Source organism: Pseudomonas sp. R4-39-08, from assembly GCF_003852275.1.
In the GTDB taxonomy this organism is placed as follows: Bacteria; Pseudomonadota; Gammaproteobacteria; order Pseudomonadales; family Pseudomonadaceae; genus Aquipseudomonas.
The window spans coordinates 2,210,639-2,235,873 of sequence record NZ_CP027733.1; the positions used below are offsets into that span (position 1 = coordinate 2,210,639).

Genomic DNA, 25,235 nt, shown 5'->3' on the forward strand with positions numbered 1-25,235 from the left:
TTGACCGACACACCGCAATGCTGGGCAAGCAGGCTTATCTGCATTGTCAGTTCGGCGGGTGCTGTTCAGGATTGGCGCAGAGGCCTCGTTAGCAGCTCAACCGAATTGACTTGCCGATTCAACTGCGGTTTTTGGCTTCCTGCTACGTGTCAGCTGATAAGCAATTGCCAGCCATATGAACCACCCCGGCATGACCATCAAGGCAACGCGGGTGTCAGGTCTTAGTGCCAGCAGGCACAGAACGAAGCCCAAAAAAGCCAGTGAGAACCATGCCATCGGGACGCCGCCCGGCATCTTGTAAGACGACTTGGCGTGAAGCTCAGGATGCTTTTTGCGATAGGCAATGTGGGACGCGAGGATGGTCGACCACGTGAAGATCACCAGAATCGCTGACACGGTGGAAACGATGGTGAATGCCGTCATGACTTCCGGAACGATGAACAGCACGAGTACACCCGCCAGCATCAACAGGGTGGTGAAGGCCAGGCTCAGCAGCGGCACACTGTTGCCCGACAGTCGCCGAAAAATACCCGGGGCGTTGTCCTGATTCGCCAGCCCGAACAGCATACGGCTGGAGGAGAATAAGCCACTGTTGGCCGATGACGCGGCGGATGTCAGGACCACGAAGTTAACGATGCCGGCTGCTGCGGGAAAGCCGGCGACGAGGAAAAGTTCGACAAAAGGACTTTTTACAGGTGACACCTGTTGCCAGGACGTCACGGCAATAATGCAGCCCAATGCCAACACGTAGAACAGGATGATTCATAGCGGAATCGAGTTGATTGCCTTGGGTAGGGTCCGCTCCGGAGACCGGGTTTCTGCCGCAGCGGTGCCGATCAGTTCGGTGCGGGCAAAGGAAAATATCGCCATCTGGAAGCCGGCAAAGAAACCCAGCACGCCATGAGGGAATGCAGCCTGCTTATCCACCAGGTGGCCCAGGGACGCGGTAACGCCACTGGGGGATACGAACGAGCTGGCAATCAGCACGATGCTCACGCCGATAAGCGTCACCACGGCGATGATCTTGATGATCGCGAACCAGAATTCGACTTCACCGAAAAGCCTGACCGTCAGCACGTTCAGGGCGAACAGTGTCGCGAGCATCCCGATAGCCGGTATCCAGGCGGGCAGGTGGGGGAACCAGTACTGGAAAAAGCCTCCCACCACGACGGCATCGCCGATCACCGCAACGCTCCAGCTCAGCCAATACGACCAGCCGAGAAAAAATGCGGCGCGGGGCCCCAGGTAGGCGCCGGCGAAATCCGCAAAGGTCTTGAAATTCAAGTTGGAAAGCAGCATTTCGCCCATGGCACGCATGACGAAGTAAACGAACAGGCCAATGATCATGTAGATAAGGATGATCGAGGTGCCGGAGAGGGCGATGATCTTTCCGGAGCTCATGAACAAGCCCGTGCCAATGGCGCCGCCCATGGCCATTAACTGGATGTGACGATTGCTGAGCGTGCGCTGCAGCGCAGGCTGCTCAGCCCGCTCTGATGAATTCGATTTCATTTCAAAACCTCTTGATCTTATGTTTTTGAGTTTTGGCAGAAAAGTGGATATCCAGCGCCATTGTCAGGAGGCAATGGCGGGTGACGGTGTTGTTTTATGTGGACAGTGACGGCCCCCAGTTCAAATGCCGGGGGCGTCACTCGCAGGTCAACTGGCCGTGCGCAGATGGGCGGCTTTGGCCGGCTGCTGATCCGGCATCTGGAACAGGTTCTTTATATTTTCAGGCGTGGGGACCAGGTGGATGTGCCGACCGACCTGATGTTCGTGCGCCATCGCCTGCAGGTAGCGAAGCGACGAGAAATCCTCAAGGGCAAAGCCCACGGAATCGAAGACCGTCACCTGTTCATCGTTCTCGCGTCCCTGGACGTCGCCTTGCACGATTTGGAAAAACTCGACGACGGGCGAGTCAGCCTCCAGTTGCTGAATATCACCTTCAATCCGCGTTTGAGGTTCAAATTCCACGATGACCCGGGCGTTGCGCAGGATGTCGGCGTGCAGTTCGGTCTTGCCCGGGCAGTCGCCGCCGACGGCATTGATATGCATGCCGGGCTCGATCATCTCGGGCGTCAGGATCGTTGCGTAGGCCTTGTCGGCGGTCACGGTGGTGACAATGTGCGCGCCCTTGACCGCCTCCTGTATGGAGTCGACGTGAATCACGTTGATCGTCGGGAAAGCCGCCAGGTTACGCAGCAGCTTGAGTGAGGCATCGCGATCAATATCGAAGATGCGGATTTCGCTGATGCCCAGCATTTCATGGAAGGCAAGCGCCTGAAACTCGCTCTGAGCGCCATTGCCAATGAGCGCGGGTGCCGGTGTGGATCGGCGGGAGGCCGGGCTTGCGCAAGGTCAGTTGCAGGTCGGGGCTGATCCGCACCCACCAGCCCTCGCGCAGCGCCATCAGATCAAGCGGCGCAGGCGGCGCGGCAAACGATTAATGTCCATGCGGGCGTCCTCCACGACCAGTGACCGTGGCGAAACGCTCCATCCAGGCCGGGAACAGTTCACCCGCCAATGCGCGCATTGTTTCCAAAGCAGCGGGGGCAGCGCGGCCTGACGGCTTACGGTATTCGACCCGATGCACCGGCCACTGCTGGGTAGCGGCGCGCGGATAGGCATCAATCGCCGGCACCGCCGTGTGCAGCACCTGGACCCCGCCGCTATGGCCGAACACCTGGCGCAGTGCCCGTTGAATTTGCCGCGCATCGGCCGAGACCGGGTGCACACGGTTGATCAACAACCGCAGCGGCGGCGGCTGGATGCCCAAGTGACGGTAGGGCGCAATATCGTCCAGCAACTGCAAGGTGCCCCGGCGCAGTGCGCGCGCTGCGAGGATCTCCGGGGTCACCGACGACAGCGCCAGGTCTGCCGCCAGCACCGCCATCTCCAGCAGCACACTGCGCGCGCCCTGGGTGTCGATCAGCAGCAGATCGTAATACGCTTCAAAAGTCGGCAACAGGTTGCGCAACCGCAAGCGCCCATCGGGGGCATGCAACAGCAAGGTGCCGAGCTGCCCCAATTCGTCGTTGGAGAGGATCAGATCCAGGCCGGGAATGCTGGTGCGCGACACCAACCGCTGCAGGTCATGCTCGTTCAAGGCCAGCAACTCATAAGCGCCGGCACATGCTTGGCGAGTCAGGGCAAAGTAGCTGGACAGGGTCGGCTGCACATCCAGATCCAGCAGCAACACGCGCAAGCCGGCGTCGGCGACAAAGCCGCCGAGATTAGCCGCCGTGGTGGTCTTGCCGACACCGCCTTTGGTGGAAATCAGGGACACAACACGCATGGTCATCTCCCCTCAGTTGCGCTCGGCGCGGCGTTCGGCGATCCACTGTTCAACCTCCAGCGAATCCCAGCCCACCGCACGGATGCCCAGTGGAATGCTTTTAGGGAAGCGCCCGGTACGCATCAGAGCGTACAAGTGAGCGCGCTTGAGGCCGGTTTTATGCTCGACATCCACCCGGCGCAGTACCCGGCGCTCGGCGTGGGAGGCTATGGAGGTGTTATCAGTCATGGTGATCACTCCGGAAGGCTTGTATAGGGTGATCGGTATTCAATAGCCTGCCTCAGCCGACGGCTACCGCAACTACGGCGCGTCCCACCGCAAGTGCGGCACCGGCCAGCAGGCTCAAGCGGCCAAGCTGCGGCGAGCGGCCGCGAAATGCTTTTGCATCGTGCGCTCGGTAATACTCACCCGCCCGCCGTGGTAGGTCATGACTGTCTGGATGATCGCCGCGTCACTGTCGAACTGGCTGTAACGCTGGCCACCGGGCGAGCTGCCGCGCAGCGCCGTCAGCAGGCCGTCGATGATGTTCAACAGTGCGGAGCGGCCGCGATCACTGAGTTCCTCGCCGGGCGGCGGCAAGCGCCGGATCTCGGCTAAACTACGTTTGAGCAGGGTATTGCGTTCCTTCAACTGCGCGGTTTTATCAGCGCACATGTCGAGCTGCACTTTCAGTGCCGTGTGATTAGCGGACATCTCCTGCAATGCCGCCCAACTCAGGCCACGGCGTTCGGCCGGGCCATACAGGAAACGCGGTTTTTCTTCCGGGTAGTTTTGCTGCATCCACGCCTTCAGATGCACCTCGCATACGCACAGGCCCGGGTCATCGAGTAGGCTCACGTCCCGGCAAATGACGCCGTGTTTGCCGAAGGGCAGATCACCGTTGTGCAGCCCGCAATAAAGCCGCTCGCTATTCAAATACAGGGTTGGCCAGCGTGGAAAGTCGTCCTGGGTCGGGCGCAGACGGTTACCGAGTTGGGCCAGGATCAAGGGTTCGAAGCGGTGCAGGTTGCTCCAGCGGATCGCCGCTTCAATCGGGTGGTAATAGGCTTTGATTAACGGAGTAGGTAGTTTTCGCATGATCAATACCTTGCATGAAAAGTGAAGTCATCAATCAATTCCTAGTTTGGGCGGCCATGCTGACAATGAAATAAACGAGGCGTGTGCCAGCAGCCGTCGCGGGTAGCATCTAACGAAACGGTGGAGTTTGGGGGGCGAAATACCGGCCAACGCCAAATACGCGCCCGGTAGACATGCTCGAAGAGCCGATACCCCTGGCGGCATCTGGAAGTGCAGGTTTTCCACACGGCAGCGCATGGAAAAGTTGCCGTAGGACCACACCGACGCCAACCGCGAATCCGCGCCGATGCGTGTCAGCGGCCGGTCACCTGGCTCGCCACAGCTATCATCCTGCGGGCGTGGCGGTGGCCAGGACGCAACATCGTCTGACGGGGCGCACGGGAATGGGGCAAGAGAATAGGGTGATGACTCCATTCGGCACCCTAGGAGTAGGACGAAAACGGGCGCGGTGCCTGGCTGAACCGCAGCGCCCCCCGTCAGGCAGGGGCTCAAGGTCTGGAGGGACAATCGGTTGTCCGATTAGGGCGTGACGGACCACAGCATCAGGCGGGTCGCTGTTGCGGTCAGTTCAAGATCGTCCTCACCGTTGAGGATGCGTGTGAACGCCCCCCACTGAGGGTCGAAATATTCCCCGAAATCGTCGCCGCCGAGCTCGTTGCGGGCCAACGCCCACCAGTCGTCGAACGCGTCGATATCGGGATTGCAGCCGACCGCGTAGGCAATCACTTTTTGGCGTCCATCGGCTTGGCGCTCGCCCCGCTCGGCGAGCCAGTAGACACCTTGGTCCTTGACCAAAATGATGCAGCATTGATTGGCGATGGCCTCTACCAGCACCGGCTTCAGATCGCTGCCTTTGAAGAACAATGACATGGAGGTCTCCTTGCAACAGCGGGACCTCCTACCGCAAGGGTGGGCGTCCCTTGGGTTGACGGAAGGATGAAGGTATGAGGCGGCCGATACGCCATTGACGCACCGCGGTCTTGAAGGCTTTGACCGCCTGGGACGTTGCTGGCGATGCCAGCGAACATGGCGGCAGCGTGGTCGGGGTGAGTGGCAGCCGGCATCCGTTAAACCGCATGAGGGACGTACCGGTTTATGGCGGTCAGTACTCATCTAGCAGGAACACTTCGGTAAAGTTCCGGGCTGATTCGGTGAAGATACGGAGGTCGAATCCATCGCCGACGGCGTAGGACGACAGCAGGTAGCCGCCGAGGGCCACGGCCGCACCGTTGTAGCGTCGATGCTCTTCGCGCACATCGTCCCAATCACCGCAGATATGTCGGCGCACATAGGGTAGCGGGTCGAGCCGGTCCTGTCGGATCAGGGCGTCCACAGAGCTGGAAAAGCTCAGGCCGTCCAAGGAAAAACGGGGCTTGGGGGAGCGCACATGGCGCTGCGCAAACACTCCGTGGTGCTGGGTCTCGGTACTTTAGCAGGGCAAATATCCCGACGCGGCGGTCAGCGTCACACTCGCGCCGGGGGAGGCCGGCTCTCCGCACGTATCCAATCCAATGGGGACACTTTGTTCGTTGAAGGTAACTGCGCCACTCCTGCTGCGTTGTGCGTTCGGAACGGTTGGTTTCCTTGACCGCAAATAGCAGGTAGCGCACCGCTTCAGGATAACGACGTATTTGGCATGGCGTTTGTTCTTCATGAGGTGCGTGTTGGAACCGTGAGGCTTTTGCCAAAATTATCTAATACATAGCGTTTATCGATGAGGTGATAGCTGCGAAGGCCAACGCTATTTCATCGCGGTCGTGTCTATCAATGCGATACGGCGTGCCGGTAATCGCTTTCAGCGCCGAGAGGACCATTGGCATATTCCGGCATATGCTCGGGTCATCTGCAAATGTCTCAGGCGGGTGAGGATGGCCGTAGGATGTCTGCAACCATGGGGATCCCCTGGGCGCATTGATATCGCCCTTGCTGGCGAATATTGGATCTATGGGCAACGCAGTGGTGCGAGCGATTGCCTGTGGCGATGTAATTATTGTGCGCTACATGCCATGTACGTGCTGGCGAGTTTCCTAGTGCTCTTTTTGGGACTGTCTCGCCGTCAAGACGATTGGTTCAGGGGCTGATCACTGCTGGGGATATATGTCCTAGCGATAATCAGGTTTGTGCATCTGCTTGAGCAGGAGGTAGAACGGCCGGTACGAAAAATCACAGCTCCCGTTATCGTAGATGATCAGGTCCCTTTTATTGTTTGGCTAGGGCAAATGCCTGATGTGAGGCTTTGTTTTAGCCTGGCCCGTACCGAATTGAATCTGCTTCAGCAGTTTTTATCCATTGACCTGTTGCAAATATCTCTAAGCTTAAGTCGAGCGGGGAGAGAAGAATATTTGATTTCAGGTGTGTGATTTCCTGACGGGTAGGAGCATTTTTATACATGACGTCTAGTTAGTTGGCCAGCCGTTCTCAGTTGAGATATTTTGCCTTCAATCTGAGTCCGGCCTGCCGCAGGAGCGTAATGGGTGAGCGCGAACCAGGCTGACGCTAAACGATCTTAATCCTGTGGTATACAGAGCTCAGACTGCTCAGACCTCGACGTGCAATCATTCGGTTTTGTGAGTGAAGAAGATATGCCTCTTCAACTCCAATTCTAGCGAAGGCTTAACTGGCTAGTTCAGCTCGTTTTTTAATTAGATTGCTTGAGGTCGTGTCAGGTTTGTGATTTGGCACGTTCGGTAAGCTCAGCGCTTCTTGTGAGAATACATTAAATTTGTCGCTTGATTTAATGCCGGAAATGGCGATATTTATTTCTTTAGCCTTAGCAAGCTGCGCCTGCATAGTGTTTTCAATATTTGATTTTAATTTTAGAATTTTATTGTTTGTGAGTTCTAGGATCGTATTGGTATCGGTGATAACTTTATTTGTCATATGTAACAGCTGTATATGATCGATTCTATCAGCGAGTTCGACCGCATTCTCACGTTGGTTTTGTAGTTCAATAATACTCTTTTCAATAAGATTGGCTTTATATGGAATAGACTGCAGCTCCGAAAAATTTGATTTATATGAGTTTACCAGTGGCTGGGTATTGTCACTAACGAGATCTTTCCTGCGTTCGGCAACCGTAATAACTGAGAGCGCTAAAACTTCTCGGTGATCTAGCAGGCTACTTTCCAGAGTCTTGATTTCGGTATTTTTCCTTGACATCTTCCCCTCAAGCGCTGAAATGCTTCTATCGGCATTACCCCAGGCTGGCGACAGTGAGCCCCGCTCACCATACATGTCGATTATGTTGCTTTTAGTTTTTTGATGCGAAGCTATTTTTTGCTTAATAGCATATTTATCCCCATTCAAGTTATTGATTTTTTCTTCTAGTTTAAGGATGTTGGAAAAACCACTACCCAACTCATTCAAAACCCCCCCAACTTCAGCTCTGAATTCAATACCTATATTGTTGTGAAGAATAGAATTTGAAATTTTCTGCACATGCTCATGGTGCCCATTCATCATTTTCTGCAGTCCAGTCAGTTCATTTTTCGCTTGGGTTATTCCTTTGTTGTATATTTCTACAGCGCTAAGTGCATGCGTCTTCGCAAGATTTGTATTGACCTCTTGAGGCATAAACTGCTTCAGTTCAGGGTGCTTTCCAACTTTCCTCGAAAGTAACTTTACGATTTTTTCGGGAATGTTTTGTGTTTCTTTCAGGCCCTCAGCAATACGTAACGTTCTGCCTGAAGAAATGTTGCCTCCCGTTATATTGTGAAACTTGATGCTGATACGATCTGTGACACTTAGCGACATAAATTCCCACTTGTTCGATTCGTTAATTGATGAGCCAGGCAAGTACTAAACTATTTAAATTTCTCCAATATTTCAGTAATAGAGTTAAGTCCATATGCTTGGCTGTGGCGAAGCAGCATTAAATTGTGTTTTGGGGCCTGGGTAGAGTATAAAATCGCATAGGTCAGTAAATTCCGTCAGGTATTTTCTATTGTGTCAGCCAAAAAACTTAAAGTTGCATAAAGCGATTCAGCTAGCATTGCTCTTGCGTCTAGTTAAACCTCGGTTTTTAATACCTGCATGAATGATGCGTATGAATGAAATCATCCTTGAGGATGTGGGATTTCTAACGCGGTTCAATTTTTGAGTAGTGCCTTCGCTAAGAGTATGAGACGCTTCTCGATTCAGCAAGGAAATTTCTATATAGTGCATGGAGGTTTCTGTGGGCTCGCATGTTCATAGCAGCACAGGTCTGTGCATAATCACACTTTGGAAAATATGACATCTAACTCCTCGTAACATGTGTCCATTCTAATTTTTTATTCGTGTGCGGAAGGGGTGCGATTGTTCTATTGGTGGAATACGTCCGCTGCAGTTGCAGTTGTGATAACTGCTCCCCTGAGACGTCTGCGTTGAAATTTCTCATGGGGCAAGGGAAATTTCCGAAGCGATTATAGGGGTTTCTCGATAGAGCGGCAGGTATTTGCATGCAATAATTAATGAGCTGGCCGATGGTGTATTGTTAACGTTGCTTATGGCCGCCGTCAGGAGCAACAAGGTGAAAGCTGCCTCTACGGTTAGAGAGCGGTCGAGCAATGATTTAGTAATCTCTTAATTATGTGTTCAGGTTCCCCGGGGAAGAATTGTTTCGTATCTTGCGGATGGGTGGGGGCAGGTTTCAGTGATGGACGAGCTGGGTAGATCATCATACTTTTTTGGTGCCATCATAATCTACTCAAGTTTTATTGCTGATTAATAAGTATGCTTATGTTTGCTTAGGTTGATGGGTATCAATATGTCTATATATGAAGGTTCTTCCGTACGTACGGGAAGCTCATGGCCTACAGATTTCGCATCGGTCAAAGATGGGCTTTTTGCTTGGCGTTTGACTGTCGGGACTGAAGACATATCCCTAATCAATGTTTCATCTGAGGACGCATGCCAAGAGCACTACGATTTTTCCGCCGGGTGGCACGGCTTGCTGGTCGGCACCGGGTTTGAGGTGATTTGCGGTGCAGGCCATGTGCAGTCTGTGAGCCTCGCTACGTTGGCTCGATTGCAGTTGTTCATTGATCAGTCGGGAGTGCTGCCTGGCGAAGATGTAATTACATCGCAGTCGTTTAATTCTATTGCCCTGGAAATTACCAACTGGCAATCAGATATTGAGTCTTGGTACCTAGAGCAAGGTTGGTGTGCTTCGCACAGTTATTTGCGGTTGGCGGCCTACCTGCGCCGAACGGAGGCCTATGGGTTGGTCAGCTTTTTATGGGGTAGTGGCACCGGTGCCGAAAAGTTGCACAGTTTGGCCAAGCGTTATGGGGTGTCAGTGCCTCATTTTCGCCGCTTATGCCGTCGAGTTATTGGGAAAACCACCAAAACCCAATTGCGTGATTGGCGTCTTGCCCGTGCATTAATGGATTTGACAGAAGGTAAACATACGCTTGTCGAGATTGCTTTGAATCACGGCTTTTCTTCTTCCGCACATTTTTCTCGGGAAATGAGTGAGCTGCTTGGGGTGTCACCGCGAGGCTTGTCTGATATCACCAAGTTGGCAGCTAAATGAACAGTGTTATAATGAAGTTACATACTAGATTAGGCTTGGGGTTTTTGTTTTTTCTAACCTCGGTTACCAGTGTATATGCCGCTGACGGGTACGTTGCGCGGCAAGATAATTTGCGAACCTTTTTTGAGGCCTTCTCAGGCGAGCTGGGGAAGCCGGTGGTCGTGAGTAAAGGCGCTGCACGCCGAACAATTACCGGAGAGTTCGTATTCAAGCAGCCTGAGGTTTTGCTAGGAAAGCTGTCTCGACAAATGGGCTTGATCTGGTATGACGATGGTCAATCGATCTATTTGTATGAGGCCTCTGAGGCAAAGAGAGCGGTTGTTTCCTTGCATAATATAACAGTGACGAAGCTCAATGCTTTTCTGCGACGTTCTGGCCTGGATGATGCGCGGTTCCCTTTACGCAGCGATGGCCTACGTACTTTTTATATTTCCGGGCCACCCATTTACGTAGATTTGATTAGCCAAGCTGCCAAGCTGATGGATGAGAACAGCTCGGATCTTGAACTGGGGCGACAGCGTATTGGCGTGATTCGTCTGCAGAATACATTCGTCGGCGACCGCTCGTATGCGCTGCGTGACAACAATGTGGTTATTCCCGGTATGGCAACCGTTATTGAGGGTTTGTTGCGTAATGAACAGCGGGCGGTTGAGGGGGTGGATTCGACCCGACCGGGCTCAACAAAGCTGTCGGATTTTACGCTGAAGGAGCTGGCAGAGAAAGCTCCGCAAGACGCGAGCGAACTGCCCCGTATTATTCCAAGGGAACTAGCGGCCGGGAATATTCGTGTCATGGCTTATCCAGATAATAACAGCCTTTTGGTCAAGGGCTTGCCTGAACAAGTGCGCTTTATAGAAAATCTTGTAGGGGCCCTAGATGAAGAGAAACGCCATGTTGAACTTGCGTTGTGGATTATTGATCTGCAAAAAGAAGATCTTGATCAGTTAGGCGTGAGCTGGCAGGGCTCGGCAAACTTAGGTGGGAATATCTCTGTTTCCCTAAATGGAGGTTCTCTCAGTACCCTAGATGGTCAGAGCTTCGTCGCATCGGTGCTTGCACTGGAGCGAAAAGACCGGGCTCGTGTGGTTTCACGTCCCGTGTTACTTACCCAGGAAAATACGCCGGCCATCTTTGATAATAATCGTACGTTCTATACGCAGCTGATCGGTGAACGCAGTGTGGAGCTGCAGCACATAACGTACGGTACCTTGGTCAGCGTGTTGCCACGGTTCTCTGCTGATAATCAGATCGAAATGTCGTTGAGTATTGAAGACGGCAATGAAGTTAAGCAGGCAGAAAACGGAACCCAAGGTGCTATTTTACCTACAGTAGGGCGCACCCATATCAGTACAGTGGCGCGTGTGCCTGCTGGTAAAAGCCTGTTGGTGGGTGGTTACACTCGAGACGAGAGCGGTGAGCAAATAGGGCGGATCCCTGTGCTCGGTTCTATTCCGTTTATTGGGCGCTTGTTTAGTTATCGGCAGTCCCGGCAAACGAATACTGTTCGGGTCTTTTTGATCGAACCGAAGGAAATCACTTCCCCTCTTGAATCACATGGAGATGTGCTGACTGGGACAGCGAACTCCGGGCGTTGGGGTGCAGAGGATGCCAAGCTTCTGAAGGCGTTAGGCCGCTGATGGTTACCTCTATACCCTCGGCCGGGCGCTCTCCTCAGCATCAACAGCAACTGCATATCAAGCGAGAAAGCCGAGAAGCGAAAGCGCAACAGTCTCAGGCAGCGGCCGAGAATGGAGCTGATTCCCAGATTGAGGACACCTCGCCAGGCGCGCAACTGCAAAAATTTATGCAGAGCGTTGATGAGCTTTCAACAGGGATGCGCAGTTTGTTGAATCGTCGTCGCTTTGAGAGCAAAGGAGAAAGTCTTAGCGATAGTTTTGAGCGTGTACTCGAAGAAGACCTTCTTCCGAGGGTCCAACAGATTTTAAGTATTGCCAAATCGGGCGGGCAGTCGCTTGAACTATTGCTTCAAAAAGCACGTAGCCTGTTCGCTGATGACAGCGACCTGGCGCTGGTTCTGAGTGAATTATTGCGGCGTCGAAATCTGGATAAGGCTCAGCGCAAACAGCTTGAGCAGATGCTGGAAACATTGGTGGTCCAAGCGCCGCCCAAGCGTCTGCGGGCGGGTATCAATTGCGCGTTGAAGGCAAAACTGTTTGGCAAGGCAATGGCTCTCAAGCCGGGTTTTTTGCGCCAAAGCTACCGTGAGTTTCTTGAAAATGAACATGGGCCAGTCTTGGACTATGAAAATTGGATCGCGCTGTATGGTTATACGCAGCGTACCGTCGTGCTGGATTTTATCGAGGCGGCGCTGTTAACCGATATAGATGCTCAGGAACCGAGCTGTTCTAAAACTGAGTTTGGCGAGCTACTGAAGAAGCTGAATCAACTCAAATGCCTACGCTCGGCTGATCTTCTATTCGTGGGACGGATGCTCGGAGACGAAATAACCAGGCGTTACAACGGCTGCGAGTCTGACTGGTTGCTGTTCCTTATTGGCTTGTTGCAGGCGCCCGAAGAGTTGGACGAATTGCTGTATGGAGTGCTAGGGGAGGCGGTGATTCTGGCTGAACCGCATCAACGCGCGGCTTTACTGGGGGCGGTGCGACGCGGATGTTCTCTTTTGCCGCCAGCTTTATACGAGGATGACGAGATACCTGGTTTGCTGCAAGAGCGGTTTGAGGTCTTGATGAGCATCGCTTTTGAAACGGAAGTTTTAGCCCGGCGGCGCTGCTGCCCCGACAGTTTATAACGTGGAAGCACTACGCTCTTATGCTTAATTCTTTGCTACGCAATATTCAGTCGCGTCCGGAATTGTTGATCCTGACATTGATGATCATGATCATCGCCATGTTGATCATTCCATTGCCAACACCGTTGGTGGACTTTCTAATTGGCTTGAATATCGTCATTTCCATTTTGGTGTTCATGGGTTCTTTCTATATTGAGAGGATTCTTAATTACTCGACATTCCCTTCGTTGCTGTTGATTACAACCTTGTTTCGCTTGGCGTTGTCCATCAGCACCAGTCGCTTGATTCTCACGCAGGCTGACGCAGGCGATATCGTTGCGTCGTTCGGCCAGTTTGTGATTGGCGACAGCCTAGTGGTGGGGTTCGTCATTTTCTCAATTGTGACGGTGGTGCAGTTCATCGTCATTACAAAGGGTTCGGAGCGGGTTGCAGAGGTTGCAGCGCGGTTTTCCCTTGATGCGATGCCTGGCAAGCAAATGAGTATCGACGGCGATCTTAAGGCCGGGGCAATCACCTCTGACGAGGCGAGCGAACGAAGAAGTGTGCTGGAGCGTGAAAGTCAGCTGTATGGCTCATTTGACGGCGCCATGAAGTTTATCAAAGGCGATGCTATCGCCGGGATAATCATCATTTTCGTCAACTTCATCGGCGGTATCGCCGTCGGTATGGCGCAGCTGGGGATGGACCTTTCAACCGCGCTTTCGACATTCACCATGCTGACCATCGGCGATGGATTAGTCGCCCAAATACCGGCTTTGCTCATCGCTATCAGCGCTGGCTTTATTGTGACCCGCGTCAATGGTGATGATGCGAATCTAGGCCGAAACATTGTTGCCCAGGTACTTGGCCATCCATTTGTGATCGGCGTAACTGCGGTGTTGGCCCTGGCTGTAGGCTTGCTTCCTGGTTTCCCTACACTGACATTTGCCGTACTGGCACTGGCGCTGGGGTTATTACTTTTTTTCCGTCACAGGGCTACGCTCAAGGCGCAGACCGGTACCTCATCCGATTCGGGTACGGCAGAGGGTAGTGCCAGAGAGGAAGGTGCACTGGGTTTGATCGAAGATTTGGAAGCCACTGCGAGTGAAACCGTTCCTCTTATTCTCTTGGTCGCACCGACGCAAATAGAAGACTTGCGCGTGCACCGCCTTGGAGAGCGCATACGTAGCCAGTTCTTTATCGATTATGGAGTGCGTATCCCCGACTTGAGCCTGCGAAGTGTCGAAAATATGCCCGTTGACCAAGTATGTGTACTGATCAACGAGGTGCGCGCAGATCAGTTCGATATTCATTTTGAGCGGTTGCGCGTCCTTAACCATTCTGATGAGCTTGAAGGTCTGGGGCTGGACCTTACGGTGGGTCAGGACAGTAATAAGCAGGTCTCGATTTGGGCGGGGATGGAAGACAAGACACGTCTCGTCGCGCTGGGTTACGACCTGAGGCCTGCCTACGATGAAACCTATCATTGCCTGGTTGCGCTTTTGGCGCGCAACGTCAACGAGTTCTTTGGCGTGCAGGAAACCAAGACATTACTTGACCAGTTAGAGGCTAAATATCCCGACTTGCTCAAGGAAGTCTATCGGCATGCCAGCGTGCAGAAAATCGCTGAAATCCTACAGCGTTTGCTCTCTGAGCGTATTTCAGTACGCAATATGAAGCTCATTTTGGAAAGCATCGCCCACTGGGCCTCTCGAGAAAAAGATGTATTGACGTTAGTGGAACACGTACGTGGGGCATTGGCGCGTTACATCAGTAATAAATTTACCGTGCAGGGTAAGTTGCGGGCCCTGATGTTATCGGCAGACTTTGAGGATGTAGTGCGTAAGGGCATTCGGCAAACGTCAAATGGTTCTTTCCTAAACTTGGAGCCCACCGACAGTGATGGATTGTTGGATCGCCTTGTGCTGTCCATGGATCGAGTTAAAATTCCGCACAAGGATATGGTGATTCTCTGTTCTGTCGACGTGCGTCGCTATATTAAGCGTCTCGTTGAAGCGCGTTATCGGGAATTAGATGTTATGTCCTTTGGTGAAATTTCCGATAGTGTGTCGGTTGATGTTCTACAACAGATATAAGGATAAGTCATGAATTTAGATATTGGTGTGCTCGTACGAGGAGCATTGGAACATAGTGGCTGTACTGGGGGCCAGATCGGTAATTTTGATGGTTACTCTACTATTGCCTTGGAGCTGGACGGGCTGCCGAGCGTTTATATTGGTTCAGAAAATAATGACTTTTGGATCTGGTCTGAACTGGGTGAGTTTTCTGCTTCCCAGATATCCTACTGTTCGGATGCGCTGCTGACTGAGTTGATGCGTCCTTGCGACTATGCGCGTCCTCGGCAGGCACAGCTGCTGAATCTTGATGGTGTGTTGGAACTGCGAGTATTGCTCGGTGAGATGGCATTGGGCGATCCCCAACATATGGCCGCGGCGCTCGATCAATTCCTAGAAAGTCTTACAAATTGCAGTGAAGCTCTTCGTCAGTGAAGCGTAGGACAATACTGCGCTGCGGCGCTCATCCACAACGAGCCGCGGGGCCGATCCTAGAGGCGCGTTTACGCAATGTGGTTATTGGCGAGCTCTGTGAGGTGCGGCGACACTGGTTGGATGAGACGTCCGTCGCTAAGGCGCAAGTCATAGGCTTTCGCGCGGATACGGTTTTACTGAGCCTGTTGGGTGAAGCGCGAGGTTTATCCCGCGAATCCATCTTATTGCCCACGGGAGGGGGCGCCCAGCTCAATTGCAGCGCGCAATTATTGGGCACGGTCATTGACGCCAGTGGTCAAGTTGTCGAACGTCTGTCGGAGCCGGCAAGCGGCAGGGAGAGCGTGCTTCTACCACTGGATGCTGACCCTCCGCCTTACTTTCAGCGCCGATCAGTGCGTGAACCGCTGATAACCGGCATACGCACGATCGATGGCGTTTTAACCTGCGGTGTCGGGCAACGCGTGGGCATTTTTGCATCCGCCGGTTCGGGTAAGACTTCCTTGATGAATATGTTAATTGAACATTGTCAGGCGGATGTCTTCGTCATCGGTTTGATCGGCGAGCGAGGTCGTGAAGTGACGGAGTTTGTCGAGGCATTGCGCCTTTCACCCAAGCGCAGTCGCTGCATAGTCGTTTATGCAACCTCTGATCAAGCATCCGTTGATCGCTGTAATGCTGCGCTGCTGGCAACCACCGTTGCCGAATACTTTCGCGATCAAGGGGGGAGGGTAGTGTTGTTCCAAGACTCCATGACACGTTATGCCAGGGCTAGGCGAGACCTGGCACTGGCGGCGGGTGAGGCACCCGCTCGGCGGGGTTATCCAGCCTCTGTATTCGATTGTTTACCGCGCCTGCTGGAACGGCCAGGCGTAACAGAGAGCGGTAGCATCACGGCCTTTTGCACGGTACTGCTGGAAAGCGATGACGAACCTGATCCTATTGCTGAGGAGATCCGCTCTATCCTCGACGGTCATATCTACCTCAGCCGTACACTTGCGGAAAAAGGCCAGTACCCCGCGATCGATTTATTACGCAGTGCCAGTCGGGTTGCGGCTCAAGTTACTGATACCGACCATCAGCGCTTGGCAGCGAAATTGCGGGAGATGCTCGGGCGTCTTGACGATCTGCAGATACTGATCGATCTAGGCGAGTACAAGCCTGGGCTCGATGCTAAAAATGATTTCGTCATGGACCGTTCGGAGGCAATACGCGAATGGTTGTCCCAACCTATGGCTGAAGAGTGTGCGTGGAGCGAGACACTGGATAGTTTGCAACGCTTGGTGAGTTGATGTTCCCCAATCAATATCCAATCAAGACTTAAAGCGGCTTGACCCCCCAGTATTAGCTGCCGAGAAAGGCGGATACAGGAGCAGCTGTGAGCCATATTCATGGTATGACCCGCTTGCTGCGAGGTGTGGCGCAGCGCCAACGGCGCCACGAGGCCAACATGGCTCGGATTAGTGAGCGCATAACGCGTCTTTCAAGGCAAGTAGATGAAATGGATGAGCGTGTATGTAGTTTGAAGGCGTTATTAGCTTCTCATGATCCGAGCTCAAAACGGCTGGACAGGGGAGAGCTGTTCGAGGTCCAGCGCCGCCAAGCAGTTATTCGTCGCCAGATGCATGTGCTCGCCTTAGAGCGTTCTCGGTTGCTGGCCGATAAGCAGATAGTAGAACCGGAACTGGCCAACGCCCGTGAAGCGTACCTAGTGTGTGTGAAAAAGCAGCAGAAATACCAACATCGGCTGGTGCAACTTAAGCGTGCGCGTAGGCTCGCCGCATTGTGCCGTGATGAACTAGAACAGGAGGAGCTAACCCCATGGGCGAAGTAAATATCCCCCCGTCCCTCAGCATTAAAGTGGTCCCACTGTCTGTTGAGGATGACGCTATTGCGGATCAGCTCGACCAAGCTCTAGAGTTCGCAGTTAGGGAGGATGACTTGATAAAAGACCAAGTTGATCAACTGCCGGAAACATTGAGAGCGCTGTTGGCGCATGTCCCTGTTGTCTTCGCGGGCGGCGACCAAAATATGCTGGATAAGGCGCAAAAAGTACAGGTGAGTGTCGATGTACAAAAGAGTCCATTGAGCTCGATAAAAGCACCGGCAAATACGCAAGCACTGGAATCAGATGTTCACCACTCAAAGTTCGCAGTAGATTCGTTCCAACAGGTGGAGAGCCCAGCGCCGCGCTTGAAGTTTCATCGGCCAGCGCTTGAAGGTTTTGTAGAGGCGGGCGCTGCCGCCTCTAAGGTGAAAAGGATCGCCGTGGAAAAGCCAGTACATGAGCGAGTTTCGGCAGCGATACCAGTAATGAATGGCCCGGTGGAACGGGCATCGGGTGACCAGGTGGTTATTCACCAAGGCCTCGACGTCTGGAGCTTAGCCACAGCGCAAACCGCGACTAATGACACCCCATCACAACCTGAGCTTGTCCAGTCGATCCCTGCTGCGCGGTCAGGCGCTTACTTGAGTATTGGAAGTACTCCCTCCGAAATCGTCGGGCCTCAGCCGCGTACGCAGCTCCCAGGGGAGCAGCGCATACAAACGGAAGCTGCACCGATCGAAGGGGGGAGCAAACTCGTTTATGAGTTCAACTCTCCAAAAGCGTTTGGCCAAGTGGTGGTGCAACGACAGGAGCATGATTCCGGCATGCGGCTACAGATCAGTAGCAATGATCCAGGGCTTCATCGTGAGCTATTACACCACTTTCCGGCGGCGCGTGAGCCCTCCTGGCGATTGACTCAGGATCAAGGCCAGGGCGGAGGAAACGGGCATCGCTACGAAGAAGAAGAGTCGGCCGAGGAGCAAAGCGGATGAGACAATTGTCCTTGCGTCGTTACGATCCGAAAGAGCGCAACGACGAGCGTCTACTTGCACTTTGGGGTTCTGCTGGTAATGAGTTGAAGGCCGCTTCACTGTGCTCTGCTACGCAGTATTTGCATTTCGAGGCCGAGGCGCTGCAAGGCCGCTGGCGTGGTCTGTTGGAACCCCGTGAATGGCTGGCTGCGGCAGTACCTGGCCTCGCAGGCTATGCGCCGCAGGGGGTAACTAACGAACGTATTGTTGAATTATTTGCTGCATCGCCCCAACCGCTGGACTTGCCGTTTAATGAGTTGGCGATTAAACGTGTTATTTCGTGCGAGATACAAAGAGGAGCGGACTACGGCGTTAAAAAATTACCCAGTATACAGACCCCATTTGGTCAACTTTGGTTATCGGCCTTGCCTGAGATATTCACACCGATGAATAACTCGCTTGAGCGCAGACTAACGAAATTATCTTTTCCTATAAGTGTGGTACTTGGCTATACCGACGTGAGTATGCCCATCCTGCGTCGATTGGCTAAGGGCGGCGTACTGTTACTGGCCGATAAGGCGCAATACTTCACCATGGCGGGCCGTCGCCTTGGCCACTTTGATCTAACCGGAGAGGGAATACACGTGCACACGCTCGAAAAGACACATGAAAAAAACAGGCTTAATTCGGTCGTTGATCTGGGGCATTTACCGGTGCGCCTGGAGTTTGTGCTGCAAGAAAGCGTACTTGACCTCAGCGAGCTGAAAGCACTGAACGAAGGAGGGATTCTGCCCCTCGTGCCAGGTGCTGAGCGGAGTGTTGAGCTGCGAGCCAATGGCCTTCGCTTGGCGCGAGGAGAATTAGTTCAACTCGATGGCAGCCTGGGCGTTGAGTTAATGGAGTTGTTTATTGAAGGTAACGAGCATGTCGAATGACATCTCAATGATTGCACTGCTGTCGTTCGCGACACTGTTGCCATTTCTGATTGCGTCAGGAACCTGCTATATAAAGTTTTCGATCGTTTTCGTCATGCTGCGTAACGCCTTAGGGTTGCAACAAGTACCCTCAAATATGACATTGAACGGCGTCGCGTTGCTGCTCTCGTTTTTCGTAATGATGCCAGTGGTGCATTCAGCTTATAGCTATTACCAGGAGCACCCGGTTAGTTTCAACAGCGTCGACGCAGTCGTCGAGTTCACCGATACCGGTCTGCAGGAATACCGTGTCTATTTGGAAAAACACACCGATCCTGAGTTAACGCAATTTTTTGAACGCGCCCAGCTTGAGCGAGAGGATCGAGTAGAGAGAGAGCAAGGTTATGCCGACGCCGAGGCGCCGCGTGCCTCTTTATTTTCGTTGTTGCCAGCTTATGCGCTAAGCGAAATAAAAAGTGCCTTTAAAATCGGATTTTATTTGTATCTTCCCTTTGTCATTGTTGATCTTGTAATTTCAAGTATCTTGCTGGCATTGGGGATGATGATGATGAGTCCGGTAATTATATCGGTCCCGATAAAGCTCATTCTATTCGTTGCATTGGATGGCTGGACCCTGCTTTCCACAGGGCTAATTGGTCAATATCTTGAATTGACTTTTTAGGGAGACGCCCAATGAACGATTTGGTATTTGTCGGGAACAAAACGCTTTATTTGATCCTCATGCTTTCTGCCCCTCCCGTGATTGCCGCGACGGTGGTGGGGTTGCTGGTTGGTTTGTTCCAGACAGTGACCCAGTTGCAAGAACAGACGCTCCCCTTCGGTTTCAAATTGCTGACGGTCAGTTTATGTATGTTTATGTTGTCTGGCTGGTACGGGCAAACGTTGCTCAACTTTTCTCGTGAAGCGTTCCGCTTGGCGTTGCGCCATACAGGTTAATGTATGGTATTGCCCTTATTCTTCGATTTACATCTCTGGTTGGCCGGGGCGGCCCTTGGGTTTGCACGATTGGCCCCGGTGTTTTTCATGCTGCCATTCCTCAATAGCGGTGTGCTATCCGGTGTGGCTCGTAACGCTGTAATTGTGCTGGTGGCATTTGCGCTTTGGCCGTATTCCGCTGCTGAGTTGCCGGCCATGGATAGCTTGCACTACATGGGGTTGATGCTGCGTGAGGCAGGCGTCGGCGTGCTCCTCGGCTGCTTGCTTTGCTGGCCGTTCTGGGCATTGCATGCCCTCGGTTGTCTGATTGATAACCAGCGCGGGGCCATGCTGAGCAGTACTGTAGACCCCGCTAATGGTGTGGATACCTCAGAACTGGCGAACTTCTTCAATTTATTTGCAGCGGCGGTTTACCTTGAAGGTGGCGGCTTGCTGCTGATGGTTGAAACGTTGAAAGCAAGTTATCAGCTCTGCGATCCTTTGGGGGCATGCCTGCCTGGCCTCCCGCCTGTATTAGGAATGCTTGACGGCTTGGTCACCCGTAGCCTGTTATTGAGTGCACCCGTCGTAACCGTACTATTGCTCAGTGAAGTCGTGCTCGGCTTGTTGTCGCGTTTTGCACCTCAGATGAACGCTTTCTCAGTGTCGCTGACGATTAAAGGCAGTATCGCACTATTGATGGTTCTGTTGTATTTCGGTGCTTACTTGCCAGATGAAATTCTCCGACTCGCTCATAATTCACTTGGGTTTGCTTCTTGGATAGACGCGGGAGTCGATTAAATGTCTGCGTCTTCAAAAACCGAGAAGCCCACAGCAAAACGCCTACGGGACGCGGCAAAGCGCGGCCAGACATTTAAGTCCAAAGACTTGGTGACTACCTGTTTGATGCTGTGCGGCATTGCCTTTTTAGTGGGCAGCGTATCGTTGCTGGAATTAATGGCGCTCTACCGGCGCTATATTCAAAGCGGTTTCAGCCTGGACCCATCGGTCTATATAATGGGGCTTGCTTTACACGCGTTTAAAGTTGTGGCGCCTATCATACTGGTTTGCTTGCTTGCATCCGGCCTGCCGAGTTTATTGCTCAGCGGGTTCCAGTTAGCCTCCGAAGCGCTGAAGTTGAACCTGGGGGCCCTCAACCCAGTAAATGGTTTTAAAAAGCTATTCAGCCTGCGTACCGTCAAGGAAGCGATTAAATCGCTGTTATACCTCATCAGCTTTGTTGTCGCGGTAAGCGTTACTTGGCAGGTTGTACGTGATCGGATTTTTTCGCTCGTCTATGCGCCTATCGGTGGGCTATTTGCCGTATGGGGTAGTCTCTTACTCTCGTTGATGCTGATATGGCTCGCCTGCATTCTGCTGATCGTACTGTTGGATATGCTGATCGAATATTTCCTGTTCATCAAGGAACATCGAATGGATAAGCAGTCGGTAAAAAATGAGCATAAGGAGCAAGAAGGCAGCCCTGAAACGAAAGGTCGGCGCCGGGAACTGCATCGAGAGTTACTGTCCGAGCAGATCAAGTCAGATATACGCAACTCCAAGGTAGTCATTGCTAACCCTACCCATATTGCGGTGGGTATTTATATGAACCCAGAAGTACTGCCCATTCCTTTTATCTCCGTGATGGAAACCAATCAGCGAGCCTTGGCGGTGCGTGGTTATGCTGAAAAAGTGGGGGTGCCAGTGGTGGCTGATGTGGCGTTGGCGCGGCGTATCTTCAAAACGCACACGCGTTACAGCCTGATCAAACTGGACGAGGTCGAGCAAGTGCTGCGGCTGTTGCTGTGGCTTGAGCAGGTGGAAAACGCCTGAGCCCTACGTATGAGTGATTTGTGAATGAACCAAAAGCTAGAGCTTGGCTTAATGAACCTGTCCGGCGAACCGGCAAAGGAGTTACGTAAATGAGTTCGCAGATGTCAGATGATGACGAAGTAGCAGCGGATGTAATGCAAGCCGTTCTGGAGGGCGCAACCCTGCAGGACCTGCATGGTATTTCAGAAGGGCAAATGGAGAGCCTCTACGGCTATGCCTATGATTTTTACTGTCAGGGACGATTGGAAGACGCGGAAAAGTTTTTCCGGTTCCTGTGCATTTATAACTTTAACAATACCGATTACTGGATGGGGCTCGCCGCTGTATACCAAATGCAGAAGCGCTTCGAAAAAGCCTTGGATATGTACACGGTAGTGTTTGCACAAAGCAAAGCTGATTACAGCTCGATGCTGCATGCAGGGCAATGTCAACTTTCCTTGAGAAGAGTGGGCAAGGCTCGACGATGTTTTGAACTGGTCATTGAGCGAGGAACCGCTGAGTTGTGCGCAAAGGCACAGATCTATCTGGACGCGATGCGCCAGGCTGCAGCTACCAGCGCTAACGAGGACGATGATGAATAATATCAATGCGGTGAGAGATACGCGGGTTTTGGGTGCATACCTGAATCAGGAGCAGCGTGTGGACACCGAGAAAGCAAGTTTCGCCAGTCCGGACTTTGTCCGGCGGGCGCAAGACTCGGCGCAGCAATTGGCGACTGTGGTCTTGGGCCAGTCCACGGAGCAAGGCCGATTTGATCCGTCTGCACCGATGCTGCGTATGCCGGTACAAAATGAAAAAAAAGAAGGCATGAGTTCCCAGGAGCATTTCATGCTCGTGCTCGCGGCTGTCATGGAGCTTGTCGAGGGGGTCACCACGGCTACCCTTAAGCGCAATCTGGAAATCCTGCGATCGTTCGCCGCCGCGCACGCAGAAAGTAGCACCAAGCGTTCCGAGGAGTTTCAAGGCGCCGTGGACGCTGCGTCCGAAGCAATAACGGATGCCGAACAAACTGAAAAAAACCTGAACAGCGCACTCGGCGCTCAGAAAACGGCCCAGGGTGCGCTGGATCATGCGCAAGCCGAATTGGATGCAATGGATCCGGATGATCCGCTGTATGCAGCGGCGCAGGCCAAGCGTGATAACGCAGCCAAGCAACTGAGCCAGGCAAGCGGTCAAGTTAAAGCGGCTACCTCTGCGCACAACGATGCTTTGGTGAAGGCAAATGCCAAGCAGGCTGAAGCTGAAGCACTGAAAGAGCAACTGAAAGGAAAGCAAAGCCTGACAGGGCCAGACAGTGCCAACGCTGAAAAAACCTTAAATAATACCGGGCTCTTGCTTAAGTTGATGTTGAGCGTTGCGCAAATCATGTCGGAGGCGATCGAGGCGGACAACCAGGCGCAGTTTGAACTTAACAAATCAATGAGCAAGGCACGCCAAGCCTATCTGGAGAAAAAGTCCGACGAGTACCTGGAAGAGGTACGCAAGGCCGAAGAAATGCAAAAGGCCATGGGGTGCCTGGGGAAAGTCTTGGGTGGGATCCTTACGGCAATTAGTGTCGTGGGCGCGGTATTCACAGGTGGCGCGAGTCTGGCAGTCGCAGCTGTAGGGCTCGCACTCATGGCCGGCGATATGGTGAGCAAGGCACTGTTTGACTTCTCCTTTATGGAGGCCGCACTCAATCCAATCATGGAGCATGTGTTCAACCCTATCGTTCAAGCGTTGGGCAAAGGTATCACCGAGTTATTAAAAGCTGTGGGTGTGGATTCGGCGGCAGCCGAGATGATCGGCATGATTACCGGCGCCATTCTCGCTGCGGCAGCAATGGTGGGCGCTGTCGTCCTGGGCGGCGCTGCTGCCGGCAAAGTAGGGGCGAAGATAGCCCAGAGCAGCATCAAGAAGAGCATTGAGCAAGCCCTTGGCAAATTGATGGATAAGCTGGTACCGGACCTAGTCAAGCAATTCGCGCGTGGGGCCGGGCGTGGCATGGGCCACGCTGTAAGTAAGGTCGGCACCCAGGCGCGTGAGTTTTTTGGGCTCAAGAGTGATGCGGCTTCAATACAGCGATATTCGAAAATACTTGATGGTATGAGCACGGGCGTTCAAACCGTAGGCGCGACCTCTACGGCATCAATGAATGTCGTCAAGGGGCACAGTGAAATGAAGGCTGCTGAAGCCTTGTCTGAAGTTGAGTTGAGTCGCGCGGATATTGAGCAACTTCAACAGATGCTGACTAAATTGATCCAAATGATCCACGAGGCTGTCCAGGACGTGCAGCGTCAGTTTATGAAAGCGATCGATAATCTGGAAAATCAGTTCGCAGTGGCGCACTCAGTCGTTAATAAAATTAACCGTTCGGTTTAATGAGGTTTGTCTATGTCTATTAATATTGGATCCGCCTCTCAAGGGCCCATTGTAAACACCAAAGCGGTTGATGCGAGCCGACATAACGAAAGCCGTCTTGCGATCGCTGAGACGCTTTCTTCCGATGCAGTAGTCTCTGGTGCACAGGTAACTGTCGAAAATCCGCAAATAGAAAAAATACTGAACTTCATCAAGGAAGCCGGACTCGCTGAGCTACCCACACTGGCTGAGCAACAAAAGCTCAGGATTGCATTGTATGAGATGGTGCCTGAGGCTTTACGACTGGCCGACAAGCTCGGCCCTAAAACCGGGAATGTCGGGGAAATCAGCCAGGCAACCGAGGTATCCATCGAGAGCAATTTTGCAGAAGCCGTTCGCGCCGCAACTGAGAAACCGGAAAAAACTGAGGCGTTCCTTGACCCGCTGACGCTGACGGGGCGACAAGCGCTGCTGTATCAACTGTTATTGTTTGTCGAGTTCGAGGCGAGGGCCGCAAAAGGTAAACAAAAATCAGCCTATGCGATCATGTCTTTCGAACAGATGCTGTCAAAGGCAGCGGCCAAAGTTCAAGAAGGTAAACAACTGTTTCATGCCGCCATTGCCAACAGTGCAACGTCGCTTTCGATGACGGTGGGTGGTGCTGTCGCTTCTGCTAAAGCCATTCATACAGAAAGTGTCACACTGAAAAAGAATAAAATGCCCGCGAATGACCTGGGGCTGAAGATTCAAAATAAGAATCTGACCATTGATTCCGGCGGACTTCAAATTAATCCCCAAGATAATCTTAAATCATTAACTCGTCACAAAGGAGCGGGCACCGAAGAAATGCAACTCGCGCCGAGCGGGCACCAGACGACAACGGAAGAGCGAGCAATCATGAAGCGCGACCTGCTGGATGATCAGGCGCGTGTTAATGAACTGGAGCAGATGCACCAGCAAGTCATGCTCAAAGCGGAAAAGCTAAAGCTGGTAGCGCAAACGCTGATGAGTAGTGGGCAAGTGCTGGGTATGACTATGAACAGCGCACTACAGATTGAAGCCATGGCCCTGCAGGCAGATCAGATGATTAAAGAAGCGGCCAGTTCGGTGATGAGCTCGCTGTCGCAGTCGTCTGGTACGGAAGAAGGCTATAGCCGCGATCTGATCAAGAAATTACTTGAACTTTATGACAGTTATCGTAAAGCAGATGTGGCGGCTTTGAATCATATTGCTAGCAAAATCTAAATTTAATTTCGCTATCGGCCGGTAT

At 52.7% G+C, this 25,235-nt stretch carries 22 protein-coding genes and 2 pseudogenes; 16 read left to right on the forward strand and 8 right to left on the reverse strand.

Annotated elements, in window-relative coordinates:
- Positions 1 to 96: 96 nt before the first annotated feature.
- The 8 genes and pseudogenes from C4J88_RS10250 to C4J88_RS10285 form a co-directional block, all read right to left on the reverse strand.
- Positions 97 to 1,512: pseudogene (locus C4J88_RS10250) on the reverse strand (amino acid permease).
- Positions 1,513 to 1,659: 147 nt separating this feature from the next.
- Positions 1,660 to 2,352: pseudogene (locus C4J88_RS10255) on the reverse strand (ornithine cyclodeaminase); the annotation flags it as partial.
- Positions 2,353 to 2,443: 91 nt separating this feature from the next.
- On the reverse strand, positions 2,444 to 3,295 hold the full coding sequence (locus C4J88_RS10260) for a ParA family protein (RefSeq protein ID WP_124406850.1): 852 nt from the start codon (positions 3,293 to 3,295) through the stop codon (positions 2,444 to 2,446).
- Between the two features lie 12 nt (positions 3,296 to 3,307).
- Entirely contained in the window at positions 3,308 to 3,523 is a 216-nt protein-coding gene (locus tag C4J88_RS10265; RefSeq protein WP_124362248.1) for an AlpA family transcriptional regulator, read from the reverse strand.
- 114 nt (positions 3,524 to 3,637) lie between these two features.
- Positions 3,638 to 4,372 (reverse strand): hypothetical protein, encoded by a 735-nt coding sequence (locus C4J88_RS10270; RefSeq protein ID WP_124403742.1) that lies wholly within the window; start codon positions 4,370 to 4,372, stop codon positions 3,638 to 3,640.
- 519 nt (positions 4,373 to 4,891) lie between these two features.
- Positions 4,892 to 5,242, reverse strand: coding sequence for a DUF3085 domain-containing protein (locus tag C4J88_RS10275; protein WP_124403743.1), 351 nt, complete (start codon positions 5,240 to 5,242; stop codon positions 4,892 to 4,894).
- Between the two features lie 232 nt (positions 5,243 to 5,474).
- Positions 5,475 to 5,660 carry a hypothetical protein gene (locus tag C4J88_RS10280; protein WP_124362251.1) on the reverse strand — a complete coding sequence of 62 codons (186 nt, stop codon included), beginning with the start codon at positions 5,658 to 5,660 and terminating at the stop codon, positions 5,475 to 5,477.
- 1,325 nt (positions 5,661 to 6,985) lie between these two features.
- Positions 6,986 to 8,125, reverse strand: a complete 1,140-nt coding sequence (locus C4J88_RS10285; protein WP_124406851.1) for a hypothetical protein — start codon at positions 8,123 to 8,125, stop codon at positions 6,986 to 6,988.
- 994 nt (positions 8,126 to 9,119) lie between these two features.
- On the opposite strand from C4J88_RS10285, the gene C4J88_RS10290 reads away from it, so the two are divergent.
- The 16 genes from C4J88_RS10290 (at position 9,120) to C4J88_RS10365 (ending at position 25,210) form a co-directional block, all read left to right on the forward strand.
- Positions 9,120 to 9,887 carry a helix-turn-helix domain-containing protein gene (locus tag C4J88_RS10290; protein WP_164484526.1) on the forward strand — a complete coding sequence of 256 codons (768 nt, stop codon included), beginning with the start codon at positions 9,120 to 9,122 and terminating at the stop codon, positions 9,885 to 9,887.
- An 11-nt stretch (positions 9,888 to 9,898) separates the two neighbouring features.
- A complete protein-coding gene (gene sctC, locus C4J88_RS10295; RefSeq protein WP_124362254.1) occupies positions 9,899 to 11,524 on the forward strand; it encodes a type III secretion system outer membrane ring subunit SctC in 1,626 nt (541 codons plus the stop codon).
- Complete coding sequence (gene sctW / locus C4J88_RS10300) at positions 11,524 to 12,657, forward strand: type III secretion system gatekeeper subunit SctW (RefSeq protein WP_256657473.1); 1,134 nt, start codon at positions 11,524 to 11,526, stop codon at positions 12,655 to 12,657. The genes sctC and sctW overlap by 1 nt, the downstream gene beginning before the upstream one ends.
- Before the next feature lie 20 nt (positions 12,658 to 12,677).
- On the forward strand, positions 12,678 to 14,732 hold the full coding sequence (locus C4J88_RS10305; protein WP_124403747.1) for an EscV/YscV/HrcV family type III secretion system export apparatus protein: 2,055 nt from the start codon (positions 12,678 to 12,680) through the stop codon (positions 14,730 to 14,732).
- Positions 14,733 to 14,741: 9 nt separating this feature from the next.
- Positions 14,742 to 15,146, forward strand: coding sequence for a hypothetical protein (locus tag C4J88_RS10310; protein WP_124403748.1), 405 nt, complete (start codon positions 14,742 to 14,744; stop codon positions 15,144 to 15,146).
- On the forward strand, positions 15,143 to 16,435 hold the full coding sequence (gene sctN, locus C4J88_RS10315) for a type III secretion system ATPase SctN (RefSeq protein ID WP_124403749.1): 1,293 nt from the start codon (positions 15,143 to 15,145) through the stop codon (positions 16,433 to 16,435). Before C4J88_RS10310 ends, sctN begins: the two co-directional genes overlap by 4 nt.
- A gap of 86 nt (positions 16,436 to 16,521) precedes the next feature.
- Positions 16,522 to 16,977, forward strand: a complete 456-nt coding sequence (locus tag C4J88_RS10320) for a hypothetical protein (protein WP_124362258.1) — start codon at positions 16,522 to 16,524, stop codon at positions 16,975 to 16,977.
- On the forward strand, positions 16,965 to 17,963 hold the full coding sequence (locus C4J88_RS10325) for a hypothetical protein (RefSeq protein WP_124406852.1): 999 nt from the start codon (positions 16,965 to 16,967) through the stop codon (positions 17,961 to 17,963). Before C4J88_RS10320 ends, C4J88_RS10325 begins: the two co-directional genes overlap by 13 nt.
- Positions 17,960 to 18,877, forward strand: a complete 918-nt coding sequence (locus tag C4J88_RS10330) for a FliM/FliN family flagellar motor switch protein (RefSeq protein WP_124403751.1) — start codon at positions 17,960 to 17,962, stop codon at positions 18,875 to 18,877. The genes C4J88_RS10325 and C4J88_RS10330 overlap by 4 nt, the downstream gene beginning before the upstream one ends.
- Positions 18,867 to 19,538, forward strand: a complete 672-nt coding sequence (locus tag C4J88_RS10335) for an EscR/YscR/HrcR family type III secretion system export apparatus protein (protein WP_124403752.1) — start codon at positions 18,867 to 18,869, stop codon at positions 19,536 to 19,538. The genes C4J88_RS10330 and C4J88_RS10335 overlap by 11 nt, the downstream gene beginning before the upstream one ends.
- An 11-nt stretch (positions 19,539 to 19,549) precedes the next feature.
- Positions 19,550 to 19,813 carry an EscS/YscS/HrcS family type III secretion system export apparatus protein gene (locus C4J88_RS10340; RefSeq protein ID WP_124362262.1) on the forward strand — a complete coding sequence of 88 codons (264 nt, stop codon included), beginning with the start codon at positions 19,550 to 19,552 and terminating at the stop codon, positions 19,811 to 19,813.
- A 3-nt stretch (positions 19,814 to 19,816) separates the two neighbouring features.
- Entirely contained in the window at positions 19,817 to 20,593 is a 777-nt protein-coding gene (gene sctT / locus C4J88_RS10345; protein ID WP_124403753.1) for a type III secretion system export apparatus subunit SctT, read from the forward strand.
- Positions 20,594 to 21,625 carry an EscU/YscU/HrcU family type III secretion system export apparatus switch protein gene (locus C4J88_RS10350; protein ID WP_124403754.1) on the forward strand — a complete coding sequence of 344 codons (1,032 nt, stop codon included), beginning with the start codon at positions 20,594 to 20,596 and terminating at the stop codon, positions 21,623 to 21,625. It abuts the gene before it with no gap.
- Positions 21,626 to 21,714: 89 nt separating this feature from the next.
- Positions 21,715 to 22,206, forward strand: coding sequence for a type III secretion system translocator chaperone SicA (sicA, locus tag C4J88_RS10355; RefSeq protein ID WP_124403755.1), 492 nt, complete (start codon positions 21,715 to 21,717; stop codon positions 22,204 to 22,206).
- Complete coding sequence (sctE, locus tag C4J88_RS10360; protein ID WP_164487527.1) at positions 22,199 to 23,986, forward strand: type III secretion system translocon subunit SctE; 1,788 nt, start codon at positions 22,199 to 22,201, stop codon at positions 23,984 to 23,986. The genes sicA and sctE overlap by 8 nt, the downstream gene beginning before the upstream one ends.
- 12 nt (positions 23,987 to 23,998) lie before the next feature.
- Positions 23,999 to 25,210: an IpaC/SipC family type III secretion system effector gene (locus tag C4J88_RS10365; RefSeq protein WP_124403757.1), complete on the forward strand. Its 1,212-nt coding sequence runs from the start codon at positions 23,999 to 24,001 to the stop codon at positions 25,208 to 25,210.
- Positions 25,211 to 25,235 lie beyond the last annotated feature (25 nt).

What these genes read in the sequence shown, in the direction of transcription:
- sctT (WP_124403753.1), top strand. Translation starts at nt 19,817, where the DNA reads ATGGTATTGCCCTTATTCTTCGATTTACATCTCTGGTTGGCCGGGGCG.
- C4J88_RS10305 (WP_124403747.1), top strand. Translation starts at nt 12,678, where the DNA reads ATGCTTAATTCTTTGCTACGCAATATTCAGTCGCGTCCGGAATTGTTG.
- C4J88_RS10335 (WP_124403752.1), top strand. Translation starts at nt 18,867, where the DNA reads ATGTCGAATGACATCTCAATGATTGCACTGCTGTCGTTCGCGACACTG.
- C4J88_RS10310 (WP_124403748.1), top strand. Translation starts at nt 14,742, where the DNA reads ATGAATTTAGATATTGGTGTGCTCGTACGAGGAGCATTGGAACATAGT.
- sctC (WP_124362254.1), top strand. Translation starts at nt 9,899, where the DNA reads ATGAAGTTACATACTAGATTAGGCTTGGGGTTTTTGTTTTTTCTAACC.
- C4J88_RS10340 (WP_124362262.1), top strand. Translation starts at nt 19,550, where the DNA reads ATGAACGATTTGGTATTTGTCGGGAACAAAACGCTTTATTTGATCCTC.
- C4J88_RS10290 (WP_164484526.1), top strand. Translation starts at nt 9,120, where the DNA reads ATGTCTATATATGAAGGTTCTTCCGTACGTACGGGAAGCTCATGGCCT.
- C4J88_RS10260 (WP_124406850.1), bottom strand. Translation starts at nt 3,295, where the DNA reads ATGCGTGTTGTGTCCCTGATTTCCACCAAAGGCGGTGTCGGCAAGACC.
- sctW (WP_256657473.1), top strand. Translation starts at nt 11,524, where the DNA reads ATGGTTACCTCTATACCCTCGGCCGGGCGCTCTCCTCAGCATCAACAG.
- C4J88_RS10270 (WP_124403742.1), bottom strand. Translation starts at nt 4,372, where the DNA reads ATGCGAAAACTACCTACTCCGTTAATCAAAGCCTATTACCACCCGATT.
- C4J88_RS10365 (WP_124403757.1), top strand. Translation starts at nt 23,999, where the DNA reads ATGTCTATTAATATTGGATCCGCCTCTCAAGGGCCCATTGTAAACACC.
- C4J88_RS10350 (WP_124403754.1), top strand. Translation starts at nt 20,594, where the DNA reads ATGTCTGCGTCTTCAAAAACCGAGAAGCCCACAGCAAAACGCCTACGG.
- sicA (WP_124403755.1), top strand. Translation starts at nt 21,715, where the DNA reads ATGAGTTCGCAGATGTCAGATGATGACGAAGTAGCAGCGGATGTAATG.
- C4J88_RS10265 (WP_124362248.1), bottom strand. Translation starts at nt 3,523, where the DNA reads ATGACTGATAACACCTCCATAGCCTCCCACGCCGAGCGCCGGGTACTG.
- C4J88_RS10275 (WP_124403743.1), bottom strand. Translation starts at nt 5,242, where the DNA reads ATGTCATTGTTCTTCAAAGGCAGCGATCTGAAGCCGGTGCTGGTAGAG.
- C4J88_RS10330 (WP_124403751.1), top strand. Translation starts at nt 17,960, where the DNA reads ATGAGACAATTGTCCTTGCGTCGTTACGATCCGAAAGAGCGCAACGAC.
- sctE (WP_164487527.1), top strand. Translation starts at nt 22,199, where the DNA reads ATGAATAATATCAATGCGGTGAGAGATACGCGGGTTTTGGGTGCATAC.
- C4J88_RS10285 (WP_124406851.1), bottom strand. Translation starts at nt 8,125, where the DNA reads ATGTCGCTAAGTGTCACAGATCGTATCAGCATCAAGTTTCACAATATA.
- C4J88_RS10325 (WP_124406852.1), top strand. Translation starts at nt 16,965, where the DNA reads ATGGGCGAAGTAAATATCCCCCCGTCCCTCAGCATTAAAGTGGTCCCA.